Annotated in this window: 22 protein-coding genes and 1 tRNA gene; 13 read left to right on the forward strand and 10 right to left on the reverse strand. The window is 70.4% G+C overall.

Features of this window, described 5'->3' with window-relative positions; all coding sequences use genetic code 11:
• Positions 1-24: 24 nt before the first annotated feature.
• A complete protein-coding gene (locus RS86_RS06975) occupies positions 25-462 on the reverse strand; it encodes a hypothetical protein (RefSeq protein ID WP_052680126.1) in 438 nt (145 codons plus the stop codon).
• A 180-nt stretch (positions 463-642) separates the two neighbouring features.
• Between RS86_RS06975 and RS86_RS06980 the strand changes: the two genes are divergently transcribed.
• On the forward strand, positions 643-2,181 hold the full coding sequence (locus RS86_RS06980; protein WP_045271489.1) for a Re/Si-specific NAD(P)(+) transhydrogenase subunit alpha: 1,539 nt from the start codon (positions 643-645) through the stop codon (positions 2,179-2,181).
• Positions 2,178-3,575, forward strand: coding sequence for a Re/Si-specific NAD(P)(+) transhydrogenase subunit beta (gene pntB / locus RS86_RS06985; RefSeq protein ID WP_045271490.1), 1,398 nt, complete (start codon positions 2,178-2,180; stop codon positions 3,573-3,575). The genes RS86_RS06980 and pntB overlap by 4 nt, the downstream gene beginning before the upstream one ends.
• Before the next feature lie 272 nt (positions 3,576-3,847).
• Here the strand turns inward: pntB and RS86_RS06990 are convergent, their stop codons facing one another.
• Positions 3,848-5,497: an acyl-CoA dehydrogenase family protein gene (locus tag RS86_RS06990; protein ID WP_045271491.1), complete on the reverse strand. Its 1,650-nt coding sequence runs from the start codon at positions 5,495-5,497 to the stop codon at positions 3,848-3,850.
• Between the two features lie 46 nt (positions 5,498-5,543).
• Positions 5,544-6,080 (reverse strand): GNAT family N-acetyltransferase, encoded by a 537-nt coding sequence (locus RS86_RS19840; RefSeq protein WP_052680127.1) that lies wholly within the window; start codon positions 6,078-6,080, stop codon positions 5,544-5,546.
• Between the two features lie 190 nt (positions 6,081-6,270).
• On the opposite strand from RS86_RS19840, the gene RS86_RS20610 reads away from it, so the two are divergent.
• A complete protein-coding gene (locus RS86_RS20610; RefSeq protein WP_160299676.1) occupies positions 6,271-6,441 on the forward strand; it encodes a hypothetical protein in 171 nt (56 codons plus the stop codon).
• A 54-nt stretch (positions 6,442-6,495) separates the two neighbouring features.
• Here the strand turns inward: RS86_RS20610 and RS86_RS07005 are convergent, their stop codons facing one another.
• The 3 genes from RS86_RS07005 to RS86_RS07015 form a co-directional block, all read right to left on the reverse strand.
• Positions 6,496-7,413, reverse strand: coding sequence for a cyclase family protein (locus RS86_RS07005; protein ID WP_045271493.1), 918 nt, complete (start codon positions 7,411-7,413; stop codon positions 6,496-6,498).
• A 148-nt stretch (positions 7,414-7,561) separates the two neighbouring features.
• Positions 7,562-7,879: a DUF2853 family protein gene (locus RS86_RS07010; protein ID WP_045271494.1), complete on the reverse strand. Its 318-nt coding sequence runs from the start codon at positions 7,877-7,879 to the stop codon at positions 7,562-7,564.
• A gap of 12 nt (positions 7,880-7,891) precedes the next feature.
• Positions 7,892-8,146 carry a hypothetical protein gene (locus RS86_RS07015; RefSeq protein WP_045271495.1) on the reverse strand — a complete coding sequence of 85 codons (255 nt, stop codon included), beginning with the start codon at positions 8,144-8,146 and terminating at the stop codon, positions 7,892-7,894.
• A gap of 101 nt (positions 8,147-8,247) precedes the next feature.
• Between RS86_RS07015 and RS86_RS07020 the strand changes: the two genes are divergently transcribed.
• Entirely contained in the window at positions 8,248-8,796 is a 549-nt protein-coding gene (locus RS86_RS07020) for a hypothetical protein (RefSeq protein WP_045271496.1), read from the forward strand.
• A gap of 45 nt (positions 8,797-8,841) precedes the next feature.
• Here the strand turns inward: RS86_RS07020 and RS86_RS07025 are convergent.
• Positions 8,842-8,912 (reverse strand) — tRNA-Gly (locus tag RS86_RS07025).
• A 205-nt stretch (positions 8,913-9,117) separates the two neighbouring features.
• A complete protein-coding gene (locus tag RS86_RS07030) occupies positions 9,118-10,533 on the reverse strand; it encodes an NAD(P)/FAD-dependent oxidoreductase (RefSeq protein ID WP_045271497.1) in 1,416 nt (471 codons plus the stop codon).
• Between the two features lie 171 nt (positions 10,534-10,704).
• Between RS86_RS07030 and RS86_RS07035 the strand changes: the two genes are divergently transcribed.
• The 6 genes from RS86_RS07035 to RS86_RS07060 all read left to right on the forward strand — a co-directional run bounded on the left by RS86_RS07035 (position 10,705) and on the right by RS86_RS07060 (position 20,882).
• Positions 10,705-12,147, forward strand: a complete 1,443-nt coding sequence (locus RS86_RS07035) for an APC family permease (RefSeq protein WP_045271498.1) — start codon at positions 10,705-10,707, stop codon at positions 12,145-12,147.
• 42 nt (positions 12,148-12,189) lie between these two features.
• A complete protein-coding gene (locus RS86_RS07040; protein ID WP_045271499.1) occupies positions 12,190-13,665 on the forward strand; it encodes an aldehyde dehydrogenase family protein in 1,476 nt (491 codons plus the stop codon).
• Between the two features lie 40 nt (positions 13,666-13,705).
• Positions 13,706-14,185 carry an Lrp/AsnC family transcriptional regulator gene (locus tag RS86_RS07045; protein WP_052680128.1) on the forward strand — a complete coding sequence of 160 codons (480 nt, stop codon included), beginning with the start codon at positions 13,706-13,708 and terminating at the stop codon, positions 14,183-14,185.
• Positions 14,186-14,502: 317 nt separating this feature from the next.
• Positions 14,503-15,003, forward strand: coding sequence for a hypothetical protein (locus RS86_RS07050; RefSeq protein ID WP_045271500.1), 501 nt, complete (start codon positions 14,503-14,505; stop codon positions 15,001-15,003).
• Between the two features lie 307 nt (positions 15,004-15,310).
• Entirely contained in the window at positions 15,311-18,751 is a 3,441-nt protein-coding gene (locus RS86_RS07055; RefSeq protein ID WP_082076639.1) for an immune inhibitor A domain-containing protein, read from the forward strand.
• Between the two features lie 193 nt (positions 18,752-18,944).
• Positions 18,945-20,882, forward strand: coding sequence for a potassium transporter Kup (locus RS86_RS07060; protein WP_045271501.1), 1,938 nt, complete (start codon positions 18,945-18,947; stop codon positions 20,880-20,882).
• A 67-nt stretch (positions 20,883-20,949) separates the two neighbouring features.
• On the opposite strand, the gene RS86_RS07065 is transcribed toward RS86_RS07060, so the two are convergent.
• Both RS86_RS07065 and RS86_RS07070 read right to left on the reverse strand, forming a co-directional pair.
• Positions 20,950-21,360, reverse strand: coding sequence for a RidA family protein (locus RS86_RS07065; protein ID WP_045271502.1), 411 nt, complete (start codon positions 21,358-21,360; stop codon positions 20,950-20,952).
• Positions 21,357-22,130, reverse strand: coding sequence for an IclR family transcriptional regulator (locus RS86_RS07070; RefSeq protein WP_045271503.1), 774 nt, complete (start codon positions 22,128-22,130; stop codon positions 21,357-21,359). The genes RS86_RS07065 and RS86_RS07070 overlap by 4 nt, the downstream gene beginning before the upstream one ends.
• A gap of 120 nt (positions 22,131-22,250) precedes the next feature.
• On the opposite strand from RS86_RS07070, the gene RS86_RS07075 reads away from it, so the two are divergent.
• From RS86_RS07075 to RS86_RS07085, 3 genes are read left to right on the forward strand one after another with little or no spacing between them, the layout of a single operon-like run.
• On the forward strand, positions 22,251-23,555 hold the full coding sequence (locus tag RS86_RS07075; RefSeq protein WP_045271504.1) for an alanine racemase: 1,305 nt from the start codon (positions 22,251-22,253) through the stop codon (positions 23,553-23,555).
• A 2-nt stretch (positions 23,556-23,557) separates the two neighbouring features.
• Positions 23,558-25,180 carry an N-acyl-D-amino-acid deacylase family protein gene (locus tag RS86_RS07080; protein WP_045271505.1) on the forward strand — a complete coding sequence of 541 codons (1,623 nt, stop codon included), beginning with the start codon at positions 23,558-23,560 and terminating at the stop codon, positions 25,178-25,180.
• Complete coding sequence (locus RS86_RS07085) at positions 25,177-25,833, forward strand: bifunctional 4-hydroxy-2-oxoglutarate aldolase/2-dehydro-3-deoxy-phosphogluconate aldolase (protein ID WP_045271506.1); 657 nt, start codon at positions 25,177-25,179, stop codon at positions 25,831-25,833. Before RS86_RS07080 ends, RS86_RS07085 begins: the two co-directional genes overlap by 4 nt.
• The last annotated feature ends 83 nt before the right edge of the window (positions 25,834-25,916 follow it).

Consider the following 25,916-nt stretch of genomic DNA (forward strand, 5'->3'; position numbering starts at 1 on the left):
ACGTCGGGACGGAGCCCGCGGTGCTCAGCCCTCTGCGGGCTGCCGGGTGTAGACGCCGCGCACGAGCGGTGCCGGGTCCGCGTCGGCCGGTACGGCGGTGTCCAGCTCGAGGGAGAGCCGGTCGCCGTCGGCGCGCAGCCGGGTCACGGTGCGGCCGCGATCCGAGCGGCGGTCGAGCACGAGAGCATCGCCCTCCCAGGTCGCAGTGCCTGGTGCCTCGGGCGTGAAGCCGTAGGTGTCGAACCACCAGAATCCCGCCCCGGCGACCACGGCATGCGCCACGAGCGGTGCGCCGTCGGCGCCGTCGCGCGACTCGACGTAGTCCAGGAGGATGCCGTCGGGGCCTGGCTCGACGCTCAGGGCGCCGCGGGCGGATCCTGCCGCGGTCCACGCCGTCGGGAAGAGCTCCTCCGTCCCCGTCCAGTCGCCGAGCAGTCCCCTGAGCCGTGGATCCGGTGCCATGCCTGCGAGCCTACGCGGTGCCCGTCCGGCGTTGCCAGGGTGCAAAGATCCGCGATTCTTTGCGCGTAAGATCGCGAAATGCCGACGGATCCCCGCCGTCCGGCTCAGTACTCTGAGCAGGTTGTCCGGGCGAGGTCGCCCGGAGTCCCGTCGTCGCAGACGGGCACAGAGGAGGTAGCTATGGCAGTCATCGGCATCGTACGAGAGCCGGGAGGCGAGTCGCGCGTGGCCGCGACCCCGGCGACGATCGCGTCTCTGCGGAAGCTCGGTCACGAAGTGGTCGTGGAGCGCGGAGCAGGATCCGACGCGTCGTACCCCGACGAGGCCTACGCGGCCGCGGAGGCGACGCTGGTCGAGCGCGAACAGGCGTGGGGGAGCGAGATCGTCCTGGCGATCACGCCGCCCGATCCGGAGCGGATCGCCCTGCTCGCGGACGGGGCGACGTTCATCGCGCTGCTCTCGCCGGCGCTGCGCCCCGACCTCGTGGAGTCGCTCGCGCAGCGCGGCATCACCGCGCTCGCCCTCGACGCCGTGCCGCGCATCTCGCGCGCGCAATCGATGGACGTGCTGAGCTCGATGGCGAACATCGCCGGCTATCGCGCCGTGGTCGAGGCCGCGCACGAGTTCGGCCGGTTCTTCACCGGTCAGGTGACCGCCGCCGGCAAAGTGCCCCCGGCCAAGGTCCTCGTCGCGGGCGCCGGCGTCGCCGGCCTCGCGGCGATCGGCGCCGCATCGAGCCTGGGCGCGATCGTGCGCGCCACGGATCCGCGCCCGGAGGTGGCCGACCAGGTCACCTCGATCGGCGGCGAGTACCTGCCCGTCGACGTGGCCGTGGAGAAGTCCGCAGACGGCTACGCCAAGGCCACGAGCGAGGCGTACGACCGCCGCGCCGCCGAGATCTACACCGAGCAGGCCGCCGACGTCGACATCATCATCACCACGGCCCTGATCCCGGGACGCGCCGCGCCCCGGCTCATCACGGCGTCGGACGTCGCCGCGATGAAGCCAGGCAGCGTGATCGTCGACATGGCGGCGGGCCAGGGCGGGAACGTGGAGGGATCCGTCGCAGGGGCGCGCACCGTCACCGCCAACGGCGTCATCATCCTCGGCTACACCGATCTCGCCTCCCGCCTGGCCGCCCAGGCCTCGCAGCTGTACGGCACGAACGTCGCCAACCTCGTCGCCCTGCTCACCCCGGGCAAGGACGGAGTGCTCGCGATCGACTTCGACGACGTGGTGCAGCGCTCGGTCACGGTCGTGCGCGACGGCGCCGTGACGTGGCCGCCTCCGCCTGTGCAGGTGGCCGCCGCTCCCGCCAAGGCGACCCCCGCGGCGCCCGTCGAGATCCCCGCCAAGAAGAGCATGTCGGCCGGGCGCAAGGCCCTGCTCATCGTGCTCGGCATCGCCGCGCTCTTCGCGGTGAACGCATTCGCCCCCGCACCGCTGCCGCAGCACTTCACCGTGCTGACGCTCTCGGTGGTGATCGGCTTCTACGTGATCGGCAAGGTGCACCACGCGCTGCACACCCCGCTCATGTCGGTGACCAACGCGATCTCCGGCGTCATCGTGGTCGGCGCGATGCTGCAGATCACGGATTCGAATCCGGTCGTCCAGGTGATCGCGGCGATCGCGGTCCTGCTCGCATCCATCAACATCTTCGGAGGGTTCGCGGTCACCCGCCGCATGCTCGCCATGTTCACGAAGGGCGGCCAGAAGTGACCGTCGGGGCTCTCTCCACTGCCGCATACATCGTCGCGGCCCTGCTGTTCATCCTCAGTCTCGCCGGTCTCAGCCGGCACGAGACCGCACGCTCCGGCGTGATCTTCGGCATCTCAGGCATGGCCATCGCCCTCGTGGCGACCGTGTCGCTCACTGTCGCGCACGCCTGGTCCGGCGGCGCCGTGATCGGGCTGGTCTTCCTGCTCGTCGCGGTGCTCGTGGGGGCCGGGATCGGCCTCTGGCGCGCGAAGGTCGTCGAGATGACGGGCATGCCGGAGCTCATCGCCCTGCTGCACAGCTTCGTCGGTCTCGCCGCGGTGCTGGTCGGCTGGAACGGCCACCTCGCTCATGCGGAGATCGCGCCCTCGCTCGTCGGCATCCACAACGCCGAGGTCTTCATCGGCATCTTCATCGGAGGCGTGACCTTCACCGGATCCATCGTCGCGTACCTGAAGCTGTCGGCGCGGATCTCCTCCAAGCCGCTCATGCTGCCCGGCAAGAACGTGCTGAACATCCTGGCGCTCCTCGCGTTCCTGGTGCTCACGGTGTGGTTCGTGATCGACCAGCAGCTGTGGCTGCTCATCGCGGTCACCGTGCTCGCGTTCGCGCTGGGCTGGCATCTCGTCGCCTCGATCGGCGGCGGCGACATGCCGGTCGTCGTCTCGATGCTGAACAGCTACTCGGGCTGGGCGGCGGCCGCCGCGGGCTTCCTGCTCAACAACGACCTGCTCATCGTCACCGGTGCGCTCGTCGGATCCAGCGGTGCCTACCTCTCCTACATCATGTGCAAGGCCATGAACCGCTCCTTCCTGTCCGTCATCGCCGGCGGGTTCGGGATCGTCGCCTCGACGGGCTCGGACGAGGAGTACGGCGAGCACCGCGAGACCACGGCGGAGAGCGCGGCCGAGATGCTCACCGCGGCCAAGAGCGTCGTGATCACGCCCGGCTACGGCATGGCGGTCGCACACGCGCAGTATCCGGTCGCGGATCTGGTGCGGCGTCTGCGCGAACGCGGCGTCGACGTGCGTTTCGGTATCCACCCCGTCGCGGGGCGTCTGCCCGGCCACATGAACGTGCTGCTCGCCGAGGCGAAGGTGCCGTACGACATCGTGCTGAGCATGGAGGAGATCAACGACGACCTCGCGTCGACCTCCGTCGTGCTCGTGATCGGCGCGAACGACACGGTCAACCCCGCTGCGGCGGAGGATCCGTCGAGCCCGATCGCCGGCATGCCGGTGCTGCGGGTGTGGGAGGCCGAGAACGTGATCGTGTTCAAGCGCTCGATGGCCGCCGGCTACGCGGGTGTGCAGAACCCGCTGTTCTTCCGCGAGAACGCCCAGATGCTGTTCGGCGACGCCAAGCAGCGCGTGGAGGACATCATCGCGGCGCTCTGATGATCGGTGCGGAGCGCACCGCGGGCCGGCCCTGGAAACGGGGCCGGCCCGCGGCGTCGTGATCGGCCGCACCCGCCCGGCCCGCGCCGGCGACGATCGTGCTTGCCGCGCTGGAGGCGAGATGGATTTCGCTGCAGCGGGGCGTCTACCGGCGACGTTTTCCATCTCGCCACCGGGCTGCCGCGCGTGCGGAGATGGATTTCGCCGCTGGGAGGCATGTGCGAGCGACGTTCTCCATCTCGCGCGGGCGGGGCGCCGGGCGGCGCACGCGGTCAGGAGCCGGCGTGTCGGTCGACGATCGCGGATGCGGATGCGGATGCGGCTGCGGCGGGCGCGGCCCCGTAGAGGAACCCGCGCGCCCCGCCCAGCCGCGACGACGCGAACGCATCGGCGACCTCGGCCGGGGCGTGCCGGACGAGCAGAGACGCCTGCAGCGCGACCGCGAGCGCCTCGGTGAGCCGGCGCGCGCCCGCCTGCGCCTCGGCGGACGCGGGATCGCGCTGTGCGTCGCGGAGCAGCCGCTCGGTGTCGGCGACGTGCGCGTCGAGCCGCGCATCCGCGCCTTCCGCGAGGCGCACCTCGGCGAGCAGCGCGTCGGCGGTCTCGGGCTCGCGGGCGATCGCGCGCAGCACGTCGAGCGCGATGACGTTGCCGGATCCCTCCCACACCGCCATGACGGGCTGCTCGCGGTAGCGCCGGGCGAGCGGGAACGCCTCGGTGTAGCCGTTGCCGCCGAGGCACTCCAGCGCCTCGTACGCGTGACCGGGGCCGCGCTTGCAGATCCAGTACTTCAGCACGGCTGTCGCCAGGCGCCGGAACGGCTCGTCCGCCGCGGGGGCGTCGGCCTCATAGGCGGCCGCGACGCGCAGGGACGAGGTGATCGCGGCCTCGGTCTCCACCGCGAGGTCGGCCAGCACCTGCGTCATCGCGGGCTGCTCGGCCAGCAGCGCGCCGAACGCCGAGCGGTGCTGCGCGTGCCAGATCGCCTCAGCCGTGGCCTGCCGCATGCCCGCGGCTGTGCCGAGCATGCAGTCCAGCCGGGTCTGGTTGACCATCTCGATGATCGCGCGGACGCCGCGGCCCTCCTCGCCGACCAGCCAGGCGATCGTGGCGTCGAACTCGACCTCGCTCGAGGCGTTCGCGCGGTTGCCGAGCTTGTTCTTGAGGCGCTGGACGAGGAACGGGTTGCGGGATCCGTCGGGCAGCACGCGGGGCAGGAGGAAGCAGCTCAGCCCGCCGGGCGCCTGCGCGAGCATGAGGAAGCCGTCCGACATCGGCGCCGAGCAGAACCACTTGTGCCCGGTGAGGATCCAGGATCCGTCGCCGGCCGGCATCGCGGACGTGCGGTTCGCGCGCACGTCGGACCCGCCCTGCTTCTCGGTCATCGCCATGCCGAACAGGGCGGAGGTCTTGCCGGATTCGAGCGCGGGCGAGTAGTCCCGCGAGAACAGGCGCGGGATCCATTCCTCCCGCAGCTCCGCGGATCCGAACTGCTGCAGCGCTGGCACGACGGCGTGCGTCATCGAGACCGGACAGGCGTGCCCCGGCTCGACCTGTGCGAAGACCAGGAACTGCGCGGCCCTGGCGACCTGTGCGCCCGGGCGCGGATCAGCCCAGGCGGCCGTGTGCGCCCCGGCGGCGACGGCGGCCGAGAGGACGCGGTGGTACGAGGGGTGGTACTCGACTTCGTCGATGCGCCGTCCCCAGCGATCGAACGCCACGAGCTCCGGCTCATGCACGTTGGCGAGCTCGGCGTCGTGCGAGAACGCGGCGGATCCGACCAGCTCCCCGGTCGCGATGAGCTCCGGCTCGGCCCACGACGCACCGTGACGTCGCACGCCCTCGACGAGGGGCAGGTCGAGGGAGAACTCGTCCAGACCTTCGCGCGGAGGTGCCTGGTTCGTGACAGTGTGCGTCGCCATGCGGATCCCCTTCGATCGTCTGGTCCGACCGTACGCCGTGGGCGTGTCAGTCGGTGCCGCGCTCGAGCCACTCGGAGCGGAGCAGGCCCATCCGCACGATGTCCTCGTACTGCCCGCGCACCCAGGCGTGCTCGCGCTGGCGCCCCTCGACGACGAAGCCCGCCTTCTCGTAGATGCGGAGTGCGGCTGTGTTCGATGCGATCGCCTCGAGGTGCACCCGCCGGAGGTTGGCCCGCACGAACGCGAACTCGATGATCTGCGCGATGGCCTCGGTGCCGATGCCTCGGCCGCGTGCCGATGCGGCGAGGGCGATGCCCACCTCGGCGGTGCCGGTGAAGCCGTCGATGTCGAACAGGCTCACCGTGCCGACGGCCTCTCCGTTGACGTCGATCACGAAGCCGAGGTTCCCGTTCGGATCCGCGTCGTATTCAGCGACGCGCGCCTCCCACCCCTTTCGCGTCATCGCCGCGGGGCGGAGCGGACTGCGCTGCTCCCAGGTGTCGAGCTCCGCGGCGAGGGCGTAGAGCGCGTCGTAGTCGGCTTCGGTGCGGGCGCGGAGGGTGACGGCGGGGCGCGGGGACATGGGGGACACGCTACCCGCGCGTCGGGACATCCGTGGCCCCGACGGCTTCGTGAGAGCGGCTGCCCGCCCGGACCTTGTCAACCCCCGGAACGCGGCATAGCCTGCCGAAAGAGAGACGGGTCGGGCCCCGCAGCGTGGGGTCGGCGCCGACGAGGTGTCGCCGGTCGGATCCGTCGCGAAGGAGGACGAGATGGGCCACGACGAGGACGAGGACCAGGTCGAGGAGCAGATCCAGGACCAGGTCGAGGAGCAGGAGGCCCCTTCCGGCGGCCCTCCTGTGGACGAGGATGACGGGGGTTTGATCCCGCCGCCCGAGGTGGACCCGATGCTCGGATTCGAGGGATCGATCGAAGGACTCTGACGGCGGGCGCCGGGATCGGCGGTCTCCGGCGCGGCGCCCAGGAGCAGGATCCGCCTAGACGATCGCGTGCGCCCGGACCGGGAACGTGCCGAACCCGGCCACGGCGGGCGGAGCCGCGGTGAAGCGCGCGCCGCGGGCCGGGAGGGATCCCAGCCCGGCGAGGTGCTCGACGACCGGGATGCCCGCGGCGAGCAGCGCAGAGTGAGCCGGCCGCTCGCCGCCGGACTCGGTGTCGTCGATGTTGAGCGAGTCGATTCCGACCAGCGCGGCCCCGGCGTCGGCGAGGAACTGCGCGGCCTCGCCGGTGAGGAAGGGTGCGCCCCTGCCGTACTCCGGGGTGCCGAAGTGGCGATCCCAGCCCGTGTGCAGCAGCACCGCCGTGCCGCGCAGGTCGCGGTCGGCGAGGGTCGCGGATCCGATCCCGCGGCGATCGGACGACCAGGCGTCGGTGAGGTGGAAGACCTCGGCGGGCAGGTCGACGAGCTTCTCGAGCGGGAGCGACGAGAGGTCGCCGCCCTCGGCGTAGCGATGGAACGGCGAGTCGAGGTAGGTGCCGGTGTTGCCGATCATCGTGATGACGTCCATGGCGAACTCGGTGCCCGGCGCGTACTTCGCGCGGGAATCCTCCCGGGTGAGGAACGGCGTGATCTCCGGCGCCGGCAGGCCGGGGTAGGTGATCAGACCCGCGTGGATCGGATGCGACAGGTCGACGATCCGCCTCTCCGAGGCCATCGTCGGGGAGGCGGTGCCCCTGCTGCCACGGTGCTGTTCGGCGACGATCCGGAGGTCGGTCAGCACGACCGACTCCGCGAGAGCGAGGCCCAGATGGCGGACGAGGAGCAGGCCGATCGCGTCGGCGTCCAGGTCGGGCGAGGGAAGGTCCAGGCGGAACCCCTCGCCTTGCATGCCGCCGCCGTTCGCGAAGCGGATGTCGAAGCCGAAGTGCGCGCGGTACTCGGTGGGTTCGGTCATCCCGCCAGTATGGCGAGGATCCGTGGCCGGCCGCGCCTCTGGCGGAATCGAGGTTCATACGCGAGCGGTTCACGTGAGCGGTTCACGTCGGAAGGGCCGCGCCCGCGTCCGCGGATGCGGCCCTTCCTGTCGTGCAGTGGAGCGGGGCTCAGTGGAAGAGGCCCAGCTTGCCGAACTTCTCGGCGAGCAGGTAGTACACGGTGATGCGGCTCTTGGTGCGGTCCGCCTTCATCGTCTCCTTGACCTCATCGAGTGCGGCGTCGAGCGCGGCGTCCGACTCGGTGAGGCCGAGCTTCTTCTGGAGGAAGTTGGTCTTGACGGTCTCGACCTCGTCCTTGTCGGAGAACGCGACGTAGGCCGAATCCTGGCTGCTCATCACGAGCCGGTAGGTCTTGAGGAGACCCTCGATCGCAGCTTCATCGGCATTGGGACGGTAGATCTTGACGTCAGCGGCCCAGTCAGCCATAGGTGAACTCCTTTACGTCCGGCCCGGCTCGATATGCCGCGCTCGCCAGAGATCGTAGACGCCCTGACCGAACGGCGGAAGACGCGCCGCGGAACTGGCGTCGTGATCGCCCGGGGGGCGATCCACCATCAGGCGCACCATGAACCCCTGCATCACGGCCATGACCGCATCCGCCATCCCGTCGGCGGTGTCCGTCGCGGTGGTCGTGTCCTGTTCCTGCGCCCACCGCAGCAGCGCGGCGGGGAGCTCGTACCGTAGGCTGACCACGAATGCGGTGCCCTCGATGTCGTCGGGGGAGCCTGAGGCTGCGTTCCCGAGGGGTCGTCGCCGAGGACTCCCGCTCGACTTTCATGCACTGGGGGCTTGAAATGACGTCATCGCGTGCCGACAAGAGCGGGGTGTCCCGACGCACCGTCGTCAGATCCGCCGTCTGGTCCGTCCCCGTCATCACTGCGGCGGTCGCGATGCCGCTGGCCTCGGCCTCGGCTCCCGTCGATCAGCAGAACGTGCAGGTCGCTTCGAGCTGCTGGCAAGCCAACTTCGGCGGCGTCCTGCTCTCCTACCCGCAGTACACGATCACCGCGATCGGTAACCCGGTGAAGGCGGGATCCTCGTTCCTGCTCACGGGCGCGGGGATCGGCAACCTCGTCGTCGGGGTGGTCGCGGGCGCGGGCGTCCTCACCCTCCTCAGCTCGACCGAGGTGAGGTTCGTGCTCTCCCAGGACATCCCCGCGGGGCAGTCCGCAGGACTCCAGGTCCAGGGTCTCCACCGGGAGCAGACCTCGGATGCGTACATCCTCGCGGTCGAGAACATCATCGGCAACGCGAACAGCAACCCGGCCGACGATGCCTCAGGGCAGAACCTCTGGGGCCGCTACTCCGAGTTGCTCGGGTTCATCGTCGGCATCTGCGGGTGACGCGAAAGGGCCCCCGCCTGAGGCGAGGGCCCTTTCTCTGTTCTGAGGGGCTGACGGGAATCGAACCCGCGCTATCTGCTTGGGAAGCAGAAGTTCTGCCATTGAACTACAGCCCCGTACGTCGATGACGCCTGGCCAGCATAACAAACGCGGGCGGGATCCCGGATCCGGTCATCTCGGGTGCGTCGGCGCCCCCTCGGGGTGTCGGCGCCCCCTCGTCCGCGCGTCCACGCGAGGGGGCGCGGGTGCTGCGAGGGGGCGTCGGCGAAAAAGCGGCGGACGCGGCGACGTGGACGAGACGACGAGGCGGCCGCCCGCCCCTCAGGAGTCGAAGCCCATGCCCAGGGCGTCGAGCGTGCGCAGCAGGAGGTTCCGCTTGCCCTCGCGGTGATCCGCGCGGTCCATCGACCAGCGGACCGCGTTGATGCCGATGGTCGCGGCCGGTTCCGGCGGGAACGGGGTCGGCCGCTCGCGGACCATCTGCAGGGAGGCGCGCTCGGTCTTGGCGCCGTCGAGCAGGTCGAGCATGACGTTGCCGGCGAAGCGGGTCGCCGCGACGCCGAGGCCGGTGAAGCCCGCGGCGTGCGCGACGCGACCGCCGTGGCTGGTGCCGTAGAACGCGCAGAACCGCGAGCAGGAGTCGATCGCGCCGGCCCAGCGGTGCGTGAAGCGGATCCCCTCGAGGGCCGGGAACGTCGTGAGGAAGTGCTCGGCCAGGCGGCGGAACGACTCGGGGCGGTCCTCGTAGCGCTCCCGCACCTTGCCGCCGGGGTGGTAGACCGCGTCGTAGCCGCCGAACACGATCCGGTCGTCGGCGGTCTGCCGGTAGTAGTGGAACTGGTTGGCGATGTCGGCGAGGCCCTGACGGTCCTCCCAGCCGATCTCGGCCCGCTGCCCGGCGGAGAGCGGCTCGGTCGCGAGCACGTAGTCGTAGACCGGGACGGTCATCAGCCGGTTGCGCGTGAGGAGCGACGGGAAGACGTTGGTCGCGAGCACCGCACGGTCGGCGTGCACGGCGCCGCTCTCCGTCGTGGCGACGACACCGCGGTCGACGCGCCGCACTCCGGTCACCCGGGACCGCTCGAAGATCCGCACGCCGCGCTCGGCGACGACCCTCGCGAGCTCGAACGCGAGCTTCGCCGGGTGCACGAGGATGTTCCCGTCCCTGTCCCAGAGGCCGGCGCGGTAGGTGGGGGAGGAGATCATCGCCCGCAGGTCGGGGCCGTCCAGGAAGACGTGGCGGTCGTCGTGGCGGGCGCTCGCGAGCTGGCGGCGCTGGTACTCCTCGGTCGCGATCTTCACGACACCGGTGTGCTCGAGATCGGCGCGGATCCCGTAGCGCTCCGCGGTCGCGGCGATCTCGGCGAGGTTCTCCGCGCCCATCCGCTCGAGCGTGTCCATCTCGTCGGGCCAGCGGCTCGCGCCGTTGTCGTAGCCGTGCGTGAGGCTGGCCTCGCAGAAGCCGCCGTTGCGTCCCGACGCTGCCCAGCCGATCCGGTTCGCCTCGAGGATCGTCACCCTGGCGCCGGGGTCGCGCTCGGTCGCGAGCAGCGCGGTCCAGAGTCCGGCGTACCCGCCGCCCACGACCACCAGGTCGGTGTCGATGCGCCCGGTCAGTGCGTCGTGGCGTTCGGCCGTGGCGTCGTCGAGCCAGAACACCCGCTGCTCTGCGGCGCTGAGGGCGTGGTCGACGGCGGCCGCCGGGGCCGGCATGCGTTCGAAGGCGGTCTGCGGCATCGTTGCTCCTCGCTGGCATTGACGATTCGGGATCACCGAGGGACGGACAATGCTGATTGGTGAAAAGTACAGATTGATGGTTGCGCATTCCGCAAGACTTCGCAAGTATGACTCTCGGATGGGCGAATGAACCCGTCATCGTGCACTCAACGGAGAGAGTCGAGGAGTCCCATGAGCACGGAAGTCACGTCGCACCCGAGCGACGCGGTGGAGGAGAAGCTCCCGCGCAAGCTGCGGTGGTATGACGCGTTCGCGATGTCGATGACGATGCCGGCGGCGCTGATCGCCACGCTCGGAGCGTCGATCGCGGGTCTCGGCGGCTGGGGCGCCGCGGTGCTCTGGGCCGTCTCGATGGTCATCGCGTTCGTCGTCAACTGGATCTACATCGAGCTGTCCACGATGTTCCCGGAGTCCTCCGGCGGCATCGCGGGCTTCGCGGCCGAGGCCTGGAAGAGCCGCGCGCCCTGGCTCGCCCCCGTCGCCGGCGTCGGCTACTGGCTGCCCTGGGGATCCAACCTCGCGACCTACGGCGCGCTGACCGGCCTCATCATCCAGTCGCAGTGGTTCCCCGATCAGACCTGGGAGCTCGCGTTCGGGCCGATCCACCTCAGCTTCCCGATCGTGATCGGCCTGGTCGTGATCTTCGTGCTCTACGCGATCAACGCGATCGGCGTCCGCGTCACGATGACCTTCGTCTACATCACCGCCGCGATCCTGATGGTCCCCCTGTTCGTGTTCATCGTGCTGCCTCTGTTCAGCAGCGGCTGGCACCCCGGCGAGCTCACCTGGAAGCTGAGCGGCTGGGAGGGCCTGCACACCGCGCTCGTCTGGCTCTACGTGATGGCCTGGACCACGCTCGGCGTCGAGGTCTGCACGACCTTCGCCTCGGAGTACCGCGACCCGATCAAGGACACCGCGCGGGCGATCCGCGCGGCCGCGCTGTTCTGCCTCGGCGTCTTCTTCCTCGTCCCGATCACGCTCGGCGGATTCGCCGGCGAGGCGGCGATCGGCAAGGATCCGGCGACGTTCTTCGTCGCGGCCTTCGCGAAGCTCGTCCCCTCGGACGCGGCCGCGAACATCATGGTGCTCTGCCTCATCGCCTCGCTCGTGCTGGTGATGCTGACCTCGGTGGCCGACTCCTCGCGCGTGCTGTTCAACATGGGCAAAGAGGGCGTCACTGTACGGTCCGTCGGCAAGCTCGACCGCCGGGGCATCCCGATGCGGGCGCTCAACGTCATGCTCGTGCTGAACATCGTGCTGCTCGTGGTGCTGCAGCAGCCCCTCGCCATCATCGTCACCGGCAACCTCGGCTACGTCATCACCCACGTGCTCGCGGTCTCGGGCTTCGCCCTGCTCCGCAAGGACCGCCCGAACGCGGTGCGCCCGATCCGGCTGCCGAACTTCCTGGTGCCCGTCTCGATCGCTCTCGCCGTCCTGCTCGCGGTCATCGTCGTCGTCGGCGCGACCGGGTTCTCGATCACCGGCTACGGCGGGATCCTGGAGCTGAGCATCGCGATCGGCATCCTCGCCCTCGGAGTCGTGATCTGGGCGTTCGTCCGCGCCCGCGACCGCCGCAACGGGCTCCTGCCGCAGACCGTCGACGAAGCCGTCTGACGCTCCCCTTCACCCGATCCCCTCGAGAGGAAACCCATCATCATGACCCTGTCACCCGTCGTCGCCGCAGCCGACATCCTCGTCCCGCACTCGCAGCTCTACATCGCCGGAGACTACGTGGACGCCGCCTCGGGCGAGACCACCGACGTCGTCAGCCCGGTCACCGGCGAGGTGATCGCCGCGGTCGCCGTCCCGGGCCGCGAGGACCTCGACCGTGCCGTCGCCTCCGCGCGAGAGGCCCAGCGCGCGTGGAGCCGCGTCGGGGTCTGGCAGCGCGCCGCGATCCTGCACAAGGTCGGCGACCTGATCGCCGCCAAGCGGGACGAGCTCGCCCACCTGCTCACTCTCGAGCAGGGCAAGCCGCTGACCGAGTCCTACGCCGACATCGACGAGACGGCGCAGCTGTTCCACCTGCACTCCGAGGACGCGGTGCGCCTGCACGGCGAGACCCTGCCGGCCAATGACACCCACAAGCGGATGTGGACGTTCTACCAGGGCGTCGGCACCTGGGCGATCGTGATCCCCTGGAACTTCCCTGTTCTGATGTTCGCCGAGTTCGCTGCCCCTGGGCTCGCGACGGGCAACGCCCTGGTCGTGAAGCCGCCGACGCACACGCCGCTCACGCTCCTCGCCGCCGTCGAGGTGCTCGAGGAGGCGGGCGTCCCGGCCGGCCTGGTCAGCATCCTCCCCGGCGAGGGCGCGTTCGGTGCGGATCTCGTCTCGCACCCCGGCATCGACGCGATCGGGTTCATCGGATCCTCCGCGACCGCCGAGAGGATCGTCACGACGGCCGGGCTCAAGCGCTCCATCATCGAGGCGTCCGGCAACGGCCCTGTGGTCGTGCTCGACGACGCCGACGTCGAGGCCGCCGCGCGTGCCGCGGTGCGAGGGGCCTACTACAACGCCGGTCAGGTCTGCTGCGCCACCGGGCGGGTGCTGGTGGCCAGTTCCGTGCGCGAGCGCTTCGTCGAGGCGGCCAGGGCGGCGGCGCAGGAGGCCGTGCTGGGGGATCCGTTCCACGCCGCGACCACCCTCGGCCCGATGAACAACCACGCCACCGCGAGCAAGGTCGACGCGCACCTCGCCGAGGCCCGCGAGCGGGGCTTCGAGTTCGTGGTCGGCGGAGGTCGCGCCTCGGGCTTCCCGACCGATCTCTACTACGACTTCACGGTCGTCGACGGCGTCGCGCCCGACGCGCTGCTGAGCGTCGCCGAGACCTTCGGGCCCGTCGTGCCGATCATCTCGGCCGACACCGACGACGAGCTGCTCCGCATCGCCAACGACGATGCGCTCGGCCTGCAGGGCGCCGTCTTCACGAAGGACCTCAGTCGCGCCTACCGGTTCGTGGAGCAGATGCGCACCGGCCAGGTGATCGTGAACGACAGCAACGGGTTCTGGGACATCAACATGCCCTTCGGCGGCGTCGGCGGGAGCCGCACCGGCTGGGGCCGAATCGGCGGGAAGCACACGCTGCTCGACATGAGCGACCTGCGCACCGGCGTGATCCACCTCGACTGATGCAGCGGATCCCGACCCTCCTCGCGATAGCCTCGATCCCGTGAACGAGCTTGACGGCCTGGACCACCTGGACCGCCGCATCATCGCGGCGCTCCAGGTGGACGGGCGCCGCACCTTCTCCAGCCTCGCCGACGAGTTCGGCGTGCCGGCATCCTCCGTGCGCTACCGGCTGAAGAAGCTCGAGGACGAGGGGGTTCTGCAGGTCGTCGGGATCGCCAACCCCCTGGCGATCGGCTTCGACCGGCTGGCCCTCATCGGCGTGCAGGTGCGGCCGGGCTCGGCCCGGGCGATCTGCAAGGCGCTCGCCGCATTGCCCGAGACGAGCTACGTCGTCATCACGAGCGGGAAGTTCGACGTCATGGTCGAGGTGATCTGCCGGGACGTCGCGCACATCGTCGACGTGCTGGAGAACAAGATCGGCGCGCTCGACGACGTCGTCTCGACCGAGTCGTTCTTCGTGCTCGAGGTGCACAAGCTCGCCTACGGCTGGGGAGTTCCCGAGGTCTCCAGCGCCGACTAGGCGCATCCCGATCCGATCCGCGCGGACGGCTCCGCTGCTTCGTGCGCAGCCTGCTGCTCGTGTGCCGCGGCGCCGGGCCGACGCCCCCTCGCAGCGCCGAGGCCCCCGCGTGCGCGCGCCCGTGCGAGGGGGCGCAGGTGCTGCGAGGGGGCGCCGACGGCGAAGGGCGGCGGATCTCGGTGCGGTCACGATCGCGCCGGATCCGCCGGCCTGGTCCGAACCTATGCATCAGCTCGGAATAGGGTGGAAGGCGATCATGGCTGTCGCGCCCTTCACGGACCGGCAGCCACTTCCATGCAGAGACCGGAGAGCTCACCATGAACAAGGCAACCCTGACCCGTATCGGCGGCCTCGCCGCGGCGATCGCCCTCACCGCCACCATGACCGCCTGCTCGGGCGGCCAGAGCGTCGCGGACGCGTGCAAGATCGCCAACTCGGAGATGACGAAGGCCACCTCGAGCGTCTCCAGCGACCTCAACGCGGCCGTGCAGAAGGCCACCCAGGGTGAGAAGGTCGACTTCGCCGCGATCTTCGCCCCCGTCCAGAAGGGCCTCGACGAGGCCGGCAAGAAGGTCACGAACGAGGCCGTCAAGGCGCCGCTCTCGGCCTTCGCGAGCGAGTTCAAGGGCTTCATCAAGGTCTATGAGGGTCTCGAGATCCCCGACCTCAAGAACATCGATGCGACCGACCCCGCGGCGATGGACAAGGTCCAGCAGGCCCAGGACAAGATCCAGGAGATCTCGACCAAGGCCCAGGCCGCCAGCGCCAAGCTCAGCGAGCAGGGCAAGAAGCTGCAGGACGTCTGCAACAAGGGCTGACCCCCTCGGCGCACGCCGGACGCTCAGGAGGGGCGCCGCTCGGGACATCCGGGCGGCGCCCCTCCTTAGTGTCGAGGCCCCCTCGTGCGCGCGCCCATGCGAGGGGGCGCGGGTGCTGAGAGGGGGCGCGGACTCGCCGCGAGGGCGTCGTAGAAGGCCTCGCCGCAGGAAGTTCCTTCTTTATCAGCTGATTCTCTTCCCTTGCATAGGGGTTTCACGGTAATCCTGAATCTTGTGTGTGCCAGATCGGCGCACGACGGACGCGTCGCCTCGGAAACCGTCGAGGCGATGCCTGGAGGGAGAATCGATGTCAGAGAAGAGCGCCCGCGTACGACGACGTGCAGCGGCGACGACTTCGGTGTTCGTGCTCGCCGCCGCAGGGGTGGCGACGTTCGGGGCCGTGCCAGCGAGTGCGGCGCCGCCGAGTGCAGCGCCACCGAGCGCGCAGGTGGCCGGCACGAGTTCCGCCACCGCCTCGGGGAGCACCGCGGGCAAGAGCGGTGCCAGCGATCACTACATCAACTACGTGGCTCCTCGGGCCGAGGCGTTCACCGACGCGTCCGACGACCAGGCGGTCGCCGACCTCGGGGGCGGCGCGAGCGCGCGGAAGGCGATCAGCGACACGGCGTTCGAGCGCGCCAAGGAGAACGACCAGAAGCACGCGCAGGGCAACCCCGTCGCGGCAGAGCAGCTGGCCAAGACCGAGGCCGAGGCGGTGCAGACCGGCGAGAGCCCGAAGAACCTCAAGCATGCCGACAGCACGCAGCAGGCGAAGCTCCTGACCATCCTCGTCGAGTTCGACGGGACGGAGGACTTCTCGGGCCTGCAGGTGCCGACGGGTTTCGGGGCGACGGACTGCAAGCCGGGCGACGTGCAGGGACCGACGCTGCACAACAACATCCCGGATCCCGCGGGCGCGGCCCACAAGGACAACAACACCATGTGGGTCCCTGACTTCTCGAGCGACTTCTACAACAGGATGCTCTTCTCCGATGAGGGCATCACCGAGCGGGTCCGCACCGATCTGACGGGCCTGGACGGCCAGCCCGGCTTCGACATCTCCGGTCACACGATGAAGAAGATGTACGAGGAGATGTCGCGCGGCGCCTACTCGCTCTCCGGCGAGGCGACGGCCTGGGTCAAGGTCCCCCACTCCGAGGGGTACTACGGCGCTACGGTCTGCCACCTCAACCCCGCGACGGGCGCCTACGAGGCCGGACCCATGCAGGACATGCAGGGCCACCCCGACAACCCCCTCGGCCCCGGCCAGCTGCCGATCGACGCGGTGGCGGCGCTCGCGCAGCAGAACCCGGACTTCCCCTGGGCCGACTACGACATCGAGGATCAGGGCGACCGCGACGGCGACGGCAACGTCCACGAGCCCGACGGCATCATCGACCACGTCGTGCTCGTGCACGCGGGCGAGGACAAGTCCGGTGGCGGCGGCAAGGAAGGCACCTACGCGGTCTGGGCGCACTCGTCCGACGTCGCGGGCGGAGCCACGATCCCCGGCACCGACTTCAAGATCCAGAACTACATCGTCCAGCCGGAGAACTCCGGCGTCGGTGTGTTCGCCCACGAGTACGGTCACGACCTGGGTCTTCCGGATCTGTACGACACCTCGAACGCGGGCAACTCCGACATCGACTTCTGGGACCTGATGAGCTCCGGCTCGCACTCCGGCCCGATCTTCCAGTCGATGCCGACCCACATGGGCATCTGGGACAAGTGGGTGCTCGGATGGGTCGACCCGCTGGAGATCAACCCGGGCGACGGCACCAAGACCGTCAAGGTCGGTCAGGCTTCCCGTCCCGCCAAGGGCACGGAGGACGGCGTCAAGATCAACCTGCCGGACAAGCGGATCACGCTCGCCGAGCCGCACAGCGGATCCGAGATGTGGTACTCGAACGCCGATCAGGACTGGGCGGACGCGCAGCTGAAGCGCTCGATCGACAACGTGCCCGCCGGCGCGACCTTCTCGATGTGGAACGACTACGTCATCGAGGAGGACTGGGACTTCGGCTTCGTCGAGGTCTCGACCGATGGCGGATCCACCTGGACCGAACAGAAGGTCTACGACGAGTCCGGTGCGCTCGTCTCTACGGATGACGGCTACAGCGACCCGAACGGGCGGATGAAGGACTTCGGCAACAAGAAGTACGGACTCACCGGTTCCACGGACGGCTGGCGTCACGATCACATCGACCTGTCGGCGTACGCCGGTCAGAACATCCAGGTGCGTCTGCGTCAGGCGACCGATGCGGCCTACGAGGATCGCGGCTGGTTCTCCGACGACTTCGCCCTGACGGCCGGCGGCGCCGACGTCTGGACCGATGACGTGGAGTCCGGCGACAACGGCTGGACCGCGACCGCAGGCACGTTCACCGACACCACGGGCGCGGGCTGGGTGCGCGACACCGGTACGCAGGTCAAGGCGCAGTACTACCTGGTCGAGTGGCGCAACTTCGACGGCTTCGACGAGGGCCTGAAGTACGGCTACACGACGGTGTACAGCGACGAAGGATGGAAGGTCGAGAAGGTTCCGTACAACGCGCCCGGCGCGCTGGTCTGGTACCGCGACACCGCCTACGGCGACTCGAACCAGGTCACCGCGAACCTGACCAACCTGCCGAGCTACGGTGCGAAGGGCGGCCTGCTCCTCGTGGACAGCCACTTCGACCCGCTGCGTCGTACGGGGGCTGCGGCCGAGATGGATCCGTCCGTGACGAAGAACATCTCCAGCCGTGCGCAGTCGTCCAACGCCGCGTTCGGTCTCACGCCCACCCTGCCGTTCAAGGACTGCCTGGTGGACGTGGACTTCAACGAGGCCTGCACCGACTTCGCGGCCCAGACGCCGGTGAAGTCCTTCACCGACGACCAGGGCTGGGTGGCCGGACTGGAGGTCCGCGACGGTCAGCTGTTCAACCGTCTGCGCGACGCCTCGGTGGTCGTGCCCTCTGTCGACGGCGCGCCGTACAGCACGCGCGTCGTCAATCCGGACGGCACCCCGGCGACCGATCTGTACGGTCATGACCTCGGGTTCACCACGCTCGGCACCGGCAACCCCGCGGACGCGGGCGTCGGCTACGGCACCGTGGTCACCGTGAAGAAGTCGCTGCAGAACAACACGGCGGCGCTCCTCACCGTCCGCGCTCCGCTCTCCGAGGACCCGGCGAAGCCGGACGCGCCGGCGATCACGTCGCCGGCGAACGGGGCGAAGCTCGACACGGCGCCGACCGAGGTGAGCGGTACCGGGGTCCCCGGTGCGGATGTGGTGGTCACGCTCGACGGCGTGCAGGGTGCGGCCAAGTCCGCCGCTCCCGCTGCCGCCAAGGCGGCGGCCCCCGCGGCCGAGGCTGCGGAGCCGACGGTCGTGGGCGACGACGGCACCTGGTCCGTCGCGCTGCCGAGCACGGTCGCCGTGGGATCGCACACGATCTCCGCGGTGCAGACCTACGGCGGCGTCAGCAGCGACGCTTCGGAGAGCACCTTCGTCGTGGCCGATGTCGTGACCCCGACCCCGACCCCGACGCCGACCACCCCCGGTGGCGACCCCGGCACGGGCGGTAACGGCAACGGCAACGGGAGCAGCAAGGGCAACCTGGCCGCCACCGGTCTGAACGGCGACGCGCTGCTGACGACCGGCATCATCGGCGGTGCGCTCGTGCTGCTCGCCAGCGCCTTCCTGGTGATGTCCCGCCGGCGCCGGCGCCTTCAGGGCGACACGACGGCCGACCCGATGAGCTGATCGAGCCGGCAGCGATGCCCGGAGCGCCGGTCCCGATGTTCGCATCGGGGTCGGCGCTCCGGCGTCTGCCCGGGGCATGCGCCTCGCCGTTCCGGCACCCGTGAGGATCCCGTGAGGGGCGCTTCGGCACGTCGTGTGAGGATTCCGTGAGGGGCGCCCGGTCGCGCGGGAATCCGGCCCTAGGCTTCGTCGTGTGAGCAGTCAGTCCGTCATCGGCGCGAAGAGCGCGGCACCCGCGAGGAGCCCCCTCCGGCTCGCGCTGATCGTGGGCGCCCTCGGCGTCGTCTTCGGCGACATCGGCACCAGCCCGATCTATGCGCTGCAGACCGTGTTCAACCCGGACGATCCGCACCCGATCCCGCTCACGACGGACAACCTGTACGGGATCGTCTCGCTCATCGTGTGGTCGGTGATCCTGATCGTCACCGTCACCTACGTGCTGCTGGCGATGCGGATGGACAACGACGGCGAGGGCGGCATCATGGCGCTGCTGACCCTGCTGCGCCGCTGGGCGCCGAAGGGGCGCACGCGCACCGTGGCGGTCCTGTCCGGGCTCGCCGTGCTGGGCGCCGCGCTGTTCCTCGGGGACAGCATGATCACTCCGGCGATCTCGGTGCTCTCCGCTGTCGAGGGGTTGAAGACCATCAATCCGGGCCTGGAGGAGTGGGTCGTCCCCATCACCGCCACGATCCTGTTGATCCTCTTCCTCATCCAGAAGCTCGGGAGCTCGGTGGTCGGCCGGCTGTTCGGGCCGATCATGGTGATCTGGTTCGTCGTCATCGGGGTGCTCGGGATCGGCGGGATCACGCACGATCCGCAGATCCTGCTGGCGCTGCTGCCGACCTACGCGATCGAGTTCATGGTCGGCCACTTCGACATCGCGTTCTTCGCGCTCGCCGCGGTGGTCCTGTCGGTCACCGGCGCCGAGGCGCTCTACGCCGACATGGGCCACTTCGGTCGCAAGCCGATCTCGATCGCGTGGCTGTTCCTGGTGTTCCCCGCACTCGCGCTCACCTACCTCGGGCAGGGGGCGCTGCTGCTGGAGGACAAGGCGAACATGTCGGCGCCGTTCTTCCTGCTCGCCCCGGAGTGGGGCAGGATCGCCCTCGTGATCCTGGCCACCGCGGCCACCGTGATCGCCTCGCAGTCCGTGATCTCCGGAGCCTTCTCGGTGGCCGCTCAGGCGTCCGGACTCGGCTACCTGCCGAGGCTGCGCGTGACGCACACGTCATCCGAGACGCACGGCCAGATCTACGTGCCGTGGATCAACTGGCTGCTCATGGTGTCGGTGATCACCCTGGTGTTCGTCTTCCGCAGTTCGGCATCTCTCGCGTTCGCCTACGGGATGGCGGTGATCGGCACGATCACGATCACGACGCTCCTCTTCTTCTACCTGGCTCGGCGACGGTGGAAGACGCCGGGCTGGATCCTCGGGATCGGCGCGGTGGTCCTGCTCGCGGTCGACCTGCTGTTCCTCGCCGCCAACGCCACCAAATTCGTGCACGGCGCCTGGCTGCCGCTCGCGATCGGTCTCGCCGCGTTCATCGTCATGACCACCTGGCAGCGGGGGCGGGCGCTCATCACCGCGCGCCGCACCGAGGCGGAGGGCTCGCTGGCCGACTTCGTGAGGAATCTGCGCACGCACCCGAAGCTCATCGACCGGGTGCCGGGCACGGCCATCTTCCTCAACCCGGGCGGCACGACGACGCCGCTCGCACTGCGCGCCAACGTCGAGCACAACCACGTGCGCCACGCCAGGGTGATCATCCTGTCCGTGGACATCCAGAACGTCCCCCGCGTGCCGCAGACGAAGCGCTGCACGGTCGACGACCTGGGGGATCCGACCGACGGGATCCTCTACATCTCGGCGAGGTTCGGCTATGCCGAGAAGCCGGATCTGCCCCGCGCCCTGCGCAGCATCCCGCCGCACAAGACGCAGGGCTGGCTCGACCTGGACAACGCCACGTACTTCCTGTCGAAGATCGAGCTGCGCGAGGGACGCAGAGGCGGCATGGCGCGGTGGCGCAAGCGGCTGTTCCTGGCGGCCTCGCACATCACGACCGACGCGAGCGACCACTTCGGGCTGCCGCGCGACCGCGTGATCGTGATGGGGTCGCAGATCGAGCTCTGAGACGGATCCGGTCCCGCCGAGAACCTCGGGGGACCGGACGTCAGGAGGGGGCGTCGGAGCCGACGGCTCAGACGACGGCGAGCGCGTCGATCTCGACGAGCATCTCCTCGCGGGGCAGGCCCGTGAACACGGTGGTGCGCGAGGGGAGCACGCCGCTCGGGGTGTGCTTCGTGACGAACTCCCCGTAGGCCTCGTTCATGATCGGGAAGTCCTCGCGCTTGGTCAGGTAGACGCGCAGCATCACCACGTCGTCGAAGGTCGCCCCCGACGCCTCGACGATCGCCCGCACGTTCTCGAGGGTGCGGATGGTCTGCGCGGCGACATCGTCCGGGAAGAGGTACTCGCTCGTCGCCGGGTCCACCGGGCCCTGACCGGACACCTGCACGATCGGACCCTTGCGCACCCCCTGGGAGAACACGTGCGCGGGGGCGGGGGCGTCGGTGGTGAGCACCCGGGTCTTCTGGGTCTGCTCTGTCATGGTCGTTCCTCTCGGTCGGCGGCGGGGCGCGGTGCCCAGCCCAGGTCTGCGGATGCGGCCTGCGTCGCCTCGACCAGCTGCGGCAGCAGCGCCAGCACCTCGTGCGCGGGCAGGGACATGGTCGGCACCGACACGGACGCCGCGGCGACGACGGCGCCGCTCCCGTCTCGGATGGGCGCGGCGATGCAGTTGATGAAGCTCTCGTGCTCGCCGCTGTCGCGGGCGAAGTCGTCGGCGCGCACGCGCTCGAGCTCGGCGAGGAAGTCCGCCGCGTTCGCGATCGTGCGCTCGGTGTACGGCACGTAGTCGATGCCCTCCGCGATCTCCCGTCGTGCGGACACGGGCAGATCGGCGAGCAGCACCTTCGCCACCGCCGTGCTGTGCAGCGGGGCACGCAGGCCCACGCGCGAGTACATCCGGATGCCCGTGCGCGCCTCGAGCTTGTCGATGTAGACGACGTCGCCCGATTCGTAGGCGGCCAGGTGCACGGTCTGCCCCGTGCGGTCGTTGAGCCGCTCGAGGTGCGGGCGGGCCACCTCGCGCACGTCCCGTTGGGCGAGCGCGGCGCCGGCGAGGTCGAACAGCCGGCTGCCGAGCCGGTAGCGGTGCTGAGCATCGTGCGTCACGAAGCGCTGCGCCTCGAGCGTCTGCAGCAGGCGCAGCACGGTGGACTTGTGCACGCCGAGGCGTTCGGCGCACTCGTCGAGCGTACGCGCCCCGTCCTGCAAGGCGACGAGCAGATCCAGCGCACGGGTCACGGTCTGGTTCATCGGAGCTCCTCCAAGGTCGCGGCTGAGACATCGGACGCGGGCATGGTTCGAGAATATCGAGTGGCGCAATCGCTTGCAACGGCAATTGCATCGAACGCAACACGGCGGCATCATGGAAGGGTGGAGACGTCTTCGAGTGGTGCCCGCCCGCTGTCCGTGCAGGACAAGTCCTTCCCGCCGTCCGCGCACGGTCGGACGAGGGAGCAGTTCCTCGCGACGGAGCCTGCGCTCTCCGACTTCGCCACGCCGCTGCTCACGCTCGACGCAGGGGCGATGGTGCACAACGTCGCGCGCATGGCCGACTGGGCGCAGGAGGCCGGCGTGCTGCTGGCGCCGCACGGCAAGACGACGATGGCTCCGGCGCTCTGGCGGCAGCTGCTCGACGACCGGCCCCTGGGCGCGGGCGCGTGGGGGCTCACCCTCGCCACGCCGTGGCAGGCGCAGGTCGCCCGCGCCCACGGCGTGCGTCGCATCCTCATCGCGAACGAGGTCGTGGATCCGATCGGGCTGCGCTGGATGGCGGACGAGCTGGCCGCGCACGAGGACGTCGAGCTCCTGAGCTGGGCGGACGGCGTCGACGTCGTCCACGCGATGGAGGCGGCGCTGAGCGGGGGAGCGCCGCGGCCGCTCCGCGTTCTCGTCGAGCTCGGCGGAGCCGGCGGGCGCACCGGCGTCCGCGACCGTGTCGCCGCGCGCGCGATCGCCGAGGCCATTGCGGCCTCGCCCTTCCTCGAGCTGGCCGGCGTCGGCGGCTATGAGGGCGCCCTCGCGCACGACGCCGGAGACGCCGCGATCGCCCGGGTCGACGCCTACCTCGCCGACCTCGCCGACCTGCATCGCGAGCTCGCCGACGCGGGACTCTATCCGGAGGGCCTGCGCCCCGTGGTCACCGCGGGCGGAAGCGCCTACTTCGACCGCGTCGGCGCCGTGCTCCCGCCGCTGTGCCCCGACGCGGACGTCGTGGTGCGCTCCGGCGCGTTCCAGATCCACGACGACGGCTTCTACGCGGGGATCAGCCCGATGGGCCGCACGATCGGCGATGCGCCGTTCCGCTCCGCGATGCACGTGTGGGCGCGGGTGCTGTCGCGGCCCGAACCGGGCCTCGCGCTGCTGGACTGCGGACGCCGCGACGCTTCGTTCGACGAGGGTCTGCCGGTCGCCCAGCGCATCGCGGGCCGGGCGGACGAGGAGGACGTGCTCGCGGGCAGCCACGTGTCGGCGCTCAACGACCAGCACCTGTTCCTCCGGCTCGGCGACGAGGCCGTCGCCTCCGGTGCGGCGGCGCGACTGCAGGTGGGCGACGTCGTGCGACTCGGCCTTTCGCACCCGTGCACGGCGCTCGACAAGTGGCGCCTGATCCCCGTCGTCGCGGACGCCGATGCGCCGGATCCCGTCGTCGTCGACGCCGTGGAGACCGTGTTCTGAGCATGGCCCCCGCCTCCTCCGCACCGACGCTCCTCCGCCACGCGACCGTCGTCGACGGCACCGGAACCCCTCGCCGCACCGCGGACGTCCTGCTGCGCGGCGACCGGGTGCAGACGATCGCCCCGGCGGGCGCCCTGATCGCGGACGAGTGCGCCGAGGTCTGGGACGCCGAGGGGCTCGTGCTCGCCCCCGGCTTCATCGACATGCACGCGCACTCCGACCTCGCGGTGCTCGCGGACCCTTCGCACGTCGCCAAGGTCGGCCAGGGGATCACGACCGAGGTCATCGGGCAGGACGGCATCGGCTACGCGCCGGTCGACGACACGATCCTCGACAGCGTGCGCCGCCAGATCGCCGGCTGGAACGGGCATGCAGAGCTCGCGATCGGCTGGCGCGACATGGCGGGCTATCTCGACCGGCTCGCGCAGGGCACGGCCACCAACACCGCGGTGCTCGTGCCGCAGGGCAACCTGCGCCTGCTCACAGTCGGATCCGGCAGCCGCGCGGCGACGGGATCCGAGATCGCCGACATGCGCACGATCCTCGCCGACTCGCTGTCGGCCGGGGCGGTCGGACTCTCCAGCGGCCTCACCTACGTGCCGGGGATGTACGCCGACACCGCAGAGCTCACCGCGCTCTGTGAGGTGGTCGCCGCGGCCGGACGCTTCTATGCGCCGCACACACGGTCCTACGGCGCCGGAGCGCTCGACGCCTATGCGGAGGTCATCGGCATCGCCCGGGAGACCGGCTGCGCGCTGCACCTCGCGCACGCGACGCTCAACTTCGCGCCGAATGCGGGCGCCGCGCCGCGGTTCCTCGAGCTCATCGACCAGGCTCTCGCCGACGGTGTCGACATCACGATGGACAGCTACCCCTACCTGCCTGGCGCGACCACGCTCGTGGCCCTCCTGCCCAGCTGGATCGCCGCCGGCGGCCTTGACGCGCTGCGCGACCGGCTCGCGGCCGGCGCCGACCGGGACGCCCTGGTGCAGGCCCTCGACGTTGACGGCTGCGACGGGTTCCACGGCGAGCGCGCCGACTGGACCCTGATTCAGATCTCCGGGGTCGGGCGGCCGGAGCTCGCAGGGCTCGTGGGCCGCACGATCGCCGAGATCGCCGCGTCGACGGGGGAGGAGCCGGTGGACGCCGTCATCCGCATCCTCCTCGCCGACGAGTTCGCGACCGGCGTGCTCATGCACATCGGGCACGAGGACAACGTGCAGGCCATCATGCGCCACCCGCGGCACACCGGCGGCAGCGACGGGATCCTCGTCGGCGACCGCCCGCACCCGCGCTCGTGGGGCACCTTCCCTCGCTACCTCGCGCGCTACGTGCGCGAGCTCGGCGTGCTGACGCTCGAGGAGGCGGTCCGCCACCTCAGCGCCACCCCGGCAAGGAGGCTGCGCCTCGCCGATCGCGGCCTCGTGCGCGAGGGGTACGCGGCGGACCTGGTGCTGTTCGATCCAGAGCGCATCCAGGACCGCGCGACGTTCGAGCAACCGCGCCGGACGGCGGCGGGCATGGCCGGCGTCTGGGTCAACGGCCGTCTCGCGATCTGCGACGGCGAACGCACGGAGAGCGTGTCGGGCCGGAGCCTGCGCGCGACGAAGGAGGGGACGCGATGAGCGCCGACATCGAGAACGACGCCACCACGACGAACGACGTGATGACGCTGCTGCGCCGGGACGCGGCGCTCGCGCTGCCGCGCCTCGCGCGCATCCCGGATCCGCTGCCGCTGCTGGCGGCCCTCGCCGCCGGCGGGATCCACGTCGTCGAGTTCGCGTTCACCACCCCTGACGTCACGGGGCTCATCGCCGCGAGCGCAGAGGCCCGCGGCGTGCGGGTCGGCGCGGGCACCGTCACGACGGCGGCGGAGGCGCGGGACGCGATCGCCGCGGGCGCCGCGTTCCTGGTGACTCCCGCCGTGATCGCCGAGGTGGCCGAGGTGGCGGAGGCGCACGACGTGCCCGTGATCATGGGCGCGTTCACGCCGACCGAGGCGCTCACCGCCGCCAGGCTCGGGGCCGCCGCCGTGAAGATCTTCCCCGCCGAGACCGTGGGGGCCGGGTACTTCCGGCACCTCGCTGGACCGTTCCCGCAGCTGCCTCTGGTCGCCTCGGGCGGTCTGCACGAGGGCAATGCCGCCGACTACCTGCGTGCGGGCGCGATCGCCGTCACGGCCGGATCGAGCGTCGTCTCGGCCGCCGATGTCGCCGCGGGTGATTGGGACGCGGTCACCGCGAAGGCGCGGGCCTTCCTCGCCGCGGCCCGCGGCTGACGCGTCGCGTTGCCGCCCAGCGCCCTTCGTCTCGTCGCTGCGCTCCTCGCTCAGGGACCGGTCCGTCATCGGATCCTGAGCGA

Source organism: Microbacterium azadirachtae (genome assembly GCF_000956505.1).
Classification (GTDB): Bacteria; Actinomycetota; Actinomycetes; order Actinomycetales; family Microbacteriaceae; genus Microbacterium; species Microbacterium azadirachtae_A.